Raw genomic sequence first — 7,637 nt, 5'->3', positions numbered from 1 at the left:
ATATATAACAAGAAAGAGTACATGAAAAACCAGAAGATTCAATATTGGAGGAAGGGGAAGATGAGAATGAAAGAAAGTAATATGAAGGATATCAACATAAGAATTATTTTATTTGATGTAATTTTTAACATTGTATGTATGATATTCGCAATATATAGATGGAAAATGCTTCTTACGATTGGATTAGCAGCTTCCAGGGCGGCTGACGACGGAGAAGCAATCGCATTGACTGTTGGAGCGATGGTGGTTTTGATTGTATTTTTGGTAATAGATATAGTTGCGATGATCCAAAGAAAAAAAGAAGTCAGTTTTTTGACATCGGGTTATCTGTGGACATCTATTATGCTGAAAGGACTTGCAATATTTTTCTTTGTTTTGTCTTACCTGTTTTTGTAATAGTAGAAAAATATAAAAAAGCCAGGGATTTTGTAATATGATCCCTGGCTTATTGCATATTATATACAAATGGACAACATTCCGAAGTAACAAAGAAAGCATTCAATAATTTCCAAGCTCTCCGAGGTATTTGTCTATTTTTTTCAGACGTTTTTCGATGCCTTTTGCCTTATGGCTGATCGTCTCCAGCAAAGCTTCTGATACAAATTGAGGAGCAATCATGGAATTGAAAAAAGCATTGCTGTCTACGGGTACCGTCAGCAGAATGGTTGCATATTGTGCAAGCAGAGCACTTGGCTTATCGGTGATGACGATAATGGAAGCGCCTGCATCATGGGCCATCTGTGCGGTGATTTTATCAATAGAAGAATATCTTGGAAAACTGAAGATAATCAGACAGTCTTCTTTGGAGATATTACACATGTGATCAATTGGGCTTAGGCATGCTGTGTTCGTCAGCGCTACGTGCGGTACCATCTGCTTCAGATATAACAGGAAGTAGTCACTGAGACAGGTATTCCCTCTGGAGGCGGCAATATACTTACGTTTGCTTGCGATAATGATATCGGCAGCTTCTTCAAAGGTCTGAATAGAGTTCTGGGTAAATACATTTTCCAGATTCTTAGCTGCATTTTTGAAATGCCGATTGATATAGTCAGAATTGTTTTCAAACTTTGCTCTCTTTGCAATCCGTTGGGCCGGTACGGTGATGCTGCTTGAGATGCTCAGAACCTTGCCCTGGTAATCTTTACGCAGTGCTTTTTGAAAGTCCATAAAGCCACTGTATCCGAGAGAACGGCTGAAACGGATGACCGAAGATTCGCTTACTCCAAGTTTCAGGGCGATCTCTGTAGATGTCATGAAACAGGCGTCAGCAGAATTATCCAGAATATATTTTGCAATCATTTTCTGAGTTTTGGTTAAATTGGCGTTATGAATGGTTTCTCTCAATTCTTTCATATTTTTTCCTCCAGGATGCCCCATGTCTTCATATGATTTATTTAACCATGAATTCTCAAAATATGCAAGTTTAATTGTTGGTACAATTGATATATTATTAACGCAATAAAAGATTGCGTGAAAAAAATAACTTTTATTGCATATTATTATTATGTGTGATACTATAATTCCAGAAACAAATGAATAATATTCTTCAGCAAAAGAAAAAAGTGAAAAATATTGTTCAGAGTAGAGGACTGGATCGTATAGTTGAAAATCTAATTATTTTGTATCAGGAGGTAGATGAAAAGTGAAAGTTGGATGTGTAAAAGAAATTAAAAACAATGAGTTCCGAGTTGGTATGACACCTGATAATGTTAAGAGCTATGTGAATGCAGGCCATGAGGTTTATATTGAGAAGAGTGCAGGAGAAGGTTCCGGATTCGCAGATGCTGAATATGAAGCAGCAGGCGCTAAGTTACTTGATACTGCTAAAGAAGTATGGGATACGGTTGAGATGATGATCAAGGTAAAAGAGCCATTGACGGAAGAATATCCGTTATTCCATGAAGGATTGATTCTGTATACATATCTTCACCTTGCTGCTGATAAGCCGCAGACAGATGCACTGCTGAACGGAAAAGTAAAAGGTGTTGCCTATGAGACACTGTTTGATCCAAGAAACGGCGGACTTCCGCTTCTTGCTCCGATGAGCCAGATTGCAGGACGTCTGAGTATCCAGGAAGGTGCAAAATATCTGGAAAAGAGATTTGGAGGAGAAGGTGTTCTTCTTGCAGGTGTACCGGGAACTCCAAAGGCAAATATCGTAATCCTCGGCGGTGGTAATGTAGGAACCAATGCATGTAAGATTGCTGTAGGTATGGGAGCTAATGTTACAATCCTTGATATCAGCCTCCCAAGACTTGCATATCTGGATGATCTGTTTGGAGCTCGTGTTCAGACACTGGTTTCCTCAGATGCTAATATTGAAAAAGCTGTAAAAGAAGCTGATCTTGTAATCGGATGTGTGCTGATTCCAGGAAAAGCTGCACCAAAGCTCTTTAAGAAAAAATATCTCAAAGAGATGAAACCGGGAGCAGTATTCGTAGACGTAGCCGTTGACCAGGGCGGATGTGGTGAGACTACAAGAGTTACTTATCACGATGATCCGATCTTCATCGAGGATGGCGTCGTTCATTACTGTGTCGGCAATATGCCGGGAGCAGTTCCGAGAACATCTACAATTGCACTTACAAATGCAACGTTGTCATATGGTCTTCAGATTGCCAACAAGGGTCTGGAGCAGGCTTGCAAGGATAATGAGGTTATCTACTCTGCAATTAATACCTATGACGGCAAGCTGACATGTAAGAACGTAGCAGACAGTTTTGATTGCTATGAATATGTTGATATCAGATCACTCTGCTAACACAAAGTGATTTCCAAACTTAATTCCTTCAAAGTTGCGAAAGGGGCTTACAATTTTTGTTGTAAGCTCCTTTTACATGTGTTATATTAAGTGTATAACAAATGAAAAAAGGTGATATGATGCTGATTGAAATTGATTTTAACAGTGAAGAAGCAATCTATGTCCAGTTGCAGAACCAGATTATCATGGGAATTGCAATGAACCTCATACAGGAAGGGGATACACTTCCATCGGTAAGGCAGCTGGCTGATACAGTCGGGATTAATATGCATACGGTGAACAAAGCGTATTCCATTCTTAAGCAGGAAGGGTTTATTCAGCTGGACCGAAGAAGAGGCGCGGTGATCGCAATCGATGCAGATAAGGCGCAGGCACTTATGAAGATGAAGGGTCAGCTTCGGGTTCTGCTTGCAAAAGGATGCTGTAAGAACATTACGCGGGATGATGTACATGCGCTGGTAGATGAGATATTTGATGAATATAGAAAGGAAACGACATAAATGAATTATACACAACAGGCAAATGATGCGCTGCGTATAGCCGTAGACACTGCGAAGGAACTGGGACATCCGTATGTGGGAACAGAACATCTGCTTCTGGGTCTGCAAAAAATATATACCGGTGTTGCCGGGCAGATTCTGTCAGTAAATGGAGTGGATGAAGAACGCATTCGGAAAGTAATGGGCGAACTGATCTCTCCGACAGGAAATACAGAGGTGAAAAGTGACCCTCAGATCAGCCCGAGAATGTCCTATATTCTGGAGGACAGCAAGACGGAGGCGGTACGTTTTCGATCCGAGAAGATTGGAACAGAACACATGCTTCTGGCTCTTTTACAGGATACAGACTGTGTAGCTGCAAGGATTCTTCTGACTTTGAATATCAATCTTCAAAAACTTTGTCAGGATATCTTTGAGACGGTTGGGATCGATCCAAAGCTTTATCAGGAAGAGACGATGACGGATGGCAGAAGAAGAGACGGAGTGCTTGAACAGTATGGAACGGATCTGACTGCCCGTGCAGAAGAGGGAAAGCTGGATCCGGTGATTGGAAGAAAAGAAGAAATTGACCGTCTGATGCAGGTTCTAAGCAGAAGGACCAAAAATAATCCCTGTCTCGTTGGAGAACCGGGTGTTGGAAAGACAGCAATTATAGAAGGGCTTGCCGCGCAGATCGCAGAGGGTATTGTGCCGGAAAGTATGAAAGATAAAAGAATTTATACGATGGATCTTGCAGGCATGATTGCAGGTTCCAAATATCGTGGCGAGTTCGAAGAGCGGATGAAACATTTGATTCAGGAGGTAAAGGCAGCAGGAAATGTGATCCTTTTTCTGGATGAGGTGCATACGATCATCGGTGCAGGCGGTGCAGAAGGCGCAATTGATGCTTCTAATATCCTAAAGCCGTCTCTTGCCCGCGGAGAGATCCAGTTGATGGGGGCAACAACGATCGCAGAATATCGTAAATATATTGAGAAAGATGCGGCGCTTGAGAGACGTTTTCAGCCGATTACCGTGGAAGAACCTACACAGGAGCAGTGTATGGAGATTCTGAACGGACTGTGTCCACGATATGAAAAGCATCATCGTGTGGAGATTACGAAAGATGCCAGAGAAGCGGCAGTGCGACTGTCGGGAAGATATATCAATGACAGATTCCTGCCGGACAAGGCAATCGATGTGCTGGATGAAGCGTGTTCCAGGGTGAGTTTAAGAGGATTCAAGATTCCGGAGCAGATGTATCGGCTGGAAGAAAAATTAACAGCTTTTACAAAGGAACTGGAGGAGGCAATCCGGAAAGGCGATATGAAAAAAGCTGCTGATATTCATGCGGTTCAAGAAAGGACGACTCGTGAACTGGAAAAGATGAAAACACAGTTCCGGAAGAAAAATGCTGGAAAGAATCTTGTTGTTACAGAGGATGATATTGCAGAAGTGATATCGCAGTGGACCAGAATTCCGGTAAAGAGGCTGGCTGAATCGGAGAGTGCCAGATTGAATCGACTGGAGCAGACACTTCATAAGAGAGTGATTGGACAGGATGAAGCCGTAACGGCAGTTGCAAAAGCAATTAAGAGGGGAAGAGTGGGATTGAAAGATCCGAAACGTCCGATTGGTTCGTTCCTGTTTCTGGGGCCGACGGGTGTTGGAAAGACAGAGCTTTCGAAAGCACTGGCAGAGGCGATGTTCGGAGATGAGAATTCCATGATCCGTGTGGATATGTCTGAATATATGGAAAAGCACAGTGTGGCAAAGATGATCGGGTCTCCGCCGGGATATGTCGGGCATGACGACGGAGGACAGTTAAGTGAACAGGTAAGAAGACATCCGTACTCTGTTGTATTGTTTGATGAGATGGAAAAGGCGCATCCGGATGTGTTTAATATTCTGCTGCAGGTACTGGATGATGGACATATAACGGATTCCCAGGGACGTAAGGTGGATTTCAGCAACACAGTGATCATCATGACTTCCAATGCAGGTGCGCAGGCGATTATTGATCCTAAGAAGCTGGGATTTAATACAAAGGAAGATGCGGCCGGCGACTACAAGAGAATGAAGAACAATGTCATGAATGAGATCAAGTTGATCTTCCGTCCGGAATTCCTGAATCGAATTGATGAGATACAGGTCTTCCATCCGTTGTCTGAAGCTGAGATGAAAAAGATCGTCGGATTGCTTTGCAGAGAATTCGCAAAACGTGCACAGGAACAGCTGGGAATCCGTCTGACCATCCGGGAATCTGTAAAGAAGCATATTGTAGAAACCGGAACGGACAAGAAATATGGTGCAAGGCCACTTAGAAGAGCCGTTCAGAATCAGCTGGAGGATAAGCTGGCAGAGTCTGTTTTGACAGGAGAGATTCAGAGAGATTCGGACGTTGTGGCAGGAGTATCTAAAAAAGAAATTAAATTTACCACAAAGACTACAAAACAATAATAATTTATTATATAATAAATGTACAATAATAACTGATTACTACTGTTGAAGTGAACGGTTATTACAAATGAAGAACCTGAGGAGGAATAATTAATGGCAGCAGTGAAAGAGCTTTTGAAAGCTGAGGCAGACGGAACACTTAGTTTTGGAGATTATACATTGGGGAGCAAGACTAAGCTCGACGGATTTGAGTTTCAGGGAGACGTATATAAGGTTAAGACTTTTTCCGAAATCACAAAATTAGAAAAGAACGGAATGTTTGTATATGAATCCGTACCCGGAACTGCGGTTGAGAATTTTAAGGCAACCGATCAAGTGGTATCGTTTAAAGTATCCGGAGAGAAAGATGCTCAGTTTACTCTGGAGCTGGAAGCAGACAGCGAGTATGTAGTATATATGGATGATGTGAATGTCGGAGATATGAAGACAAATCTGAGTGGAAAGCTCAGTGTAAGTGCTGAGTTGGAAGCAGGCGGATCTGTAGAGATTAAAGTCGTAAAAAAATAGTCAGATTATATATGATAACGAAAGGGCTGCAAAATGCAGCCCTTTTTAACAGGAGAGAGTGACAGATGGCAAAAGGAAAGAAAAGTATATTTTTCTGTCAGAATTGTGGACATGAGGAAAATAAATGGCTGGGACAGTGTCCTGCATGCAAAGAGTGGAATACGTTTGTGGAAGAAAAGGTTACACCGGTAAGGGCGGGAAATGTGAAAGAACAAAGAGAAGCACAGGTTGTGACATTGTCCAGCGTATCAACGGAAGAGGACGAGAGAGTTCGAACGGGAATCGAAGAACTGGATCGTGTGCTTGGCGGTGGAATCGTGCCGGGGTCTCTGGTACTGGTAGGAGGAGATCCGGGAATCGGAAAGTCAACATTGCTTCTGCAGGTGTGTCAGAGGCTGTCTTCCATGAATAAAAAGGTATTATATATCTCCGGAGAAGAGTCTTTGAAACAGATCAAACTCAGAGCAAACCGAATGGGCAGCTTTTCTGACAGTCTTTATCTTTTGTGCGAGACAAGTCTGGATGTGATTCGTGGTGTGATTGAAAGACAGAGACCGGACATGGTTGTAATTGATTCCATTCAGACGATGTATAACGAAGAGGTCGGATCAGCACCGGGCAGTGTGTCTCAGGTGCGAGAATCGACGAATATTCTGATGCAGCTTGCAAAAGGCCTGAACATATCGACGTTTATCGTGGGGCATGTGACAAAAGAAGGAACTGTGGCCGGACCAAGGGTATTGGAACATATGGTTGACACGGTGCTGTATTTTGAAGGAGACCGGCATGCGTCCTACCGGATTCTGAGAGGTGTTAAGAATCGTTTTGGATCCACGAACGAGATTGGCGTATTTGAAATGCAGAAAGAAGGCCTGAAAGAGGTGGAAAATCCTTCGGAATTTATGCTGAGCGGAAAACCGGAGAATGCTTCCGGCTCTGTAGTAGCCTGTGCCATAGAAGGAACAAGACCAATGTTAATGGAGATACAGGCGCTGGTCTGCCGGAGTAATTTTGGAATGCCGAGAAGAACTGCGGCGGGGCTGGATTATAATCGCGTGAATCTTTTGATGGCAGTGCTGGAGAAAAGAGTCGGCCTTCCTCTATCTAATTATGATGCTTATGTCAATATTGCCGGCGGAATCCGGTTGAGTGAACCGGCAGCGGATCTTGGGATCGTGATGGCGATTGCGTCCAGCTATAAGAATAAGGCGATTGCAGAGGATACGCTTGTGTTCGGAGAAGTAGGATTGAGCGGAGAAGTTCGTGCAGTTACCATGCCGGAACAGAGAGTTCAGGAAGCAAAGAAACTGGGATTTAAGACCTGTGTCATTCCGGAAGTGTCTGTGAAAACAGTGGGAAAAGTAGAAGGAATCGAAATCGTTGGAGTAAAATCTGTGAACCAGGCGATGAATCTGATATAAATAGAC

At 42.9% G+C, this 7,637-nt stretch carries 7 protein-coding genes; 6 read left to right on the top strand and 1 reads right to left on the bottom strand.

What is annotated here, in order from left to right:
• Positions 1-60: 60 nt before the first annotated feature.
• Positions 61-396 carry a hypothetical protein gene (locus JQM82_RS13365; protein WP_235250873.1) on the top strand — a complete coding sequence of 112 codons (336 nt, stop codon included), beginning with the start codon at positions 61-63 and terminating at the stop codon, positions 394-396.
• Between the two features lie 102 nt (positions 397-498).
• Here the strand turns inward: JQM82_RS13365 and JQM82_RS13360 are convergent, their stop codons facing one another.
• Complete coding sequence (locus JQM82_RS13360; RefSeq protein WP_235250872.1) at positions 499-1,356, bottom strand: MurR/RpiR family transcriptional regulator; 858 nt, start codon at positions 1,354-1,356, stop codon at positions 499-501.
• Between the two features lie 289 nt (positions 1,357-1,645).
• On the opposite strand from JQM82_RS13360, the gene ald reads away from it, so the two are divergent.
• From ald to radA, 5 genes are all read left to right on the top strand, one after another.
• Positions 1,646-2,764, top strand: a complete 1,119-nt coding sequence (gene ald / locus JQM82_RS13355) for an alanine dehydrogenase (RefSeq protein WP_235250871.1) — start codon at positions 1,646-1,648, stop codon at positions 2,762-2,764.
• Positions 2,765-2,883: 119 nt separating this feature from the next.
• A complete protein-coding gene (locus JQM82_RS13350; protein ID WP_235250874.1) occupies positions 2,884-3,264 on the top strand; it encodes a GntR family transcriptional regulator in 381 nt (126 codons plus the stop codon).
• The gene (locus JQM82_RS13345) at positions 3,265-5,703 is read left to right on the top strand and encodes an ATP-dependent Clp protease ATP-binding subunit (protein WP_235250870.1); all 2,439 of its coding nucleotides are present in this window, start codon (positions 3,265-3,267) and stop codon (positions 5,701-5,703) included.
• A 93-nt stretch (positions 5,704-5,796) separates the two neighbouring features.
• Positions 5,797-6,210: an endosialidase gene (locus JQM82_RS13340; RefSeq protein ID WP_235250868.1), complete on the top strand. Its 414-nt coding sequence runs from the start codon at positions 5,797-5,799 to the stop codon at positions 6,208-6,210.
• Between the two features lie 65 nt (positions 6,211-6,275).
• Complete coding sequence (gene radA, locus JQM82_RS13335; RefSeq protein WP_235250867.1) at positions 6,276-7,631, top strand: DNA repair protein RadA; 1,356 nt, start codon at positions 6,276-6,278, stop codon at positions 7,629-7,631.
• Positions 7,632-7,637 lie beyond the last annotated feature (6 nt).

The sequence above is a fragment of the Faecalicatena contorta genome (assembly GCF_021531995.1).
GTDB classification, from domain to species: domain Bacteria; phylum Bacillota; class Clostridia; order Lachnospirales; family Lachnospiraceae; genus Dorea_A; species Dorea_A contorta_A.
The sequence above is the reverse complement of the archived record's forward strand: the minus strand, read 5'-3'. Positions and strand labels throughout refer to the sequence as shown.

Excerpts from the sequence above, each read along its gene's own strand:
- JQM82_RS13365 (WP_235250873.1), top strand. The coding sequence starts at position 61 with ATGAGAATGAAAGAAAGTAATATGAAGGATATCAACATAAGAATTATT.
- JQM82_RS13360 (WP_235250872.1), bottom strand. The coding sequence starts at position 1,356 with ATGAAAGAATTGAGAGAAACCATTCATAACGCCAATTTAACCAAAACT.
- JQM82_RS13350 (WP_235250874.1), top strand. The coding sequence starts at position 2,884 with ATGCTGATTGAAATTGATTTTAACAGTGAAGAAGCAATCTATGTCCAG.
- JQM82_RS13345 (WP_235250870.1), top strand. The coding sequence starts at position 3,265 with ATGAATTATACACAACAGGCAAATGATGCGCTGCGTATAGCCGTAGAC.
- JQM82_RS13340 (WP_235250868.1), top strand. The coding sequence starts at position 5,797 with ATGGCAGCAGTGAAAGAGCTTTTGAAAGCTGAGGCAGACGGAACACTT.
- radA (WP_235250867.1), top strand. The coding sequence starts at position 6,276 with ATGGCAAAAGGAAAGAAAAGTATATTTTTCTGTCAGAATTGTGGACAT.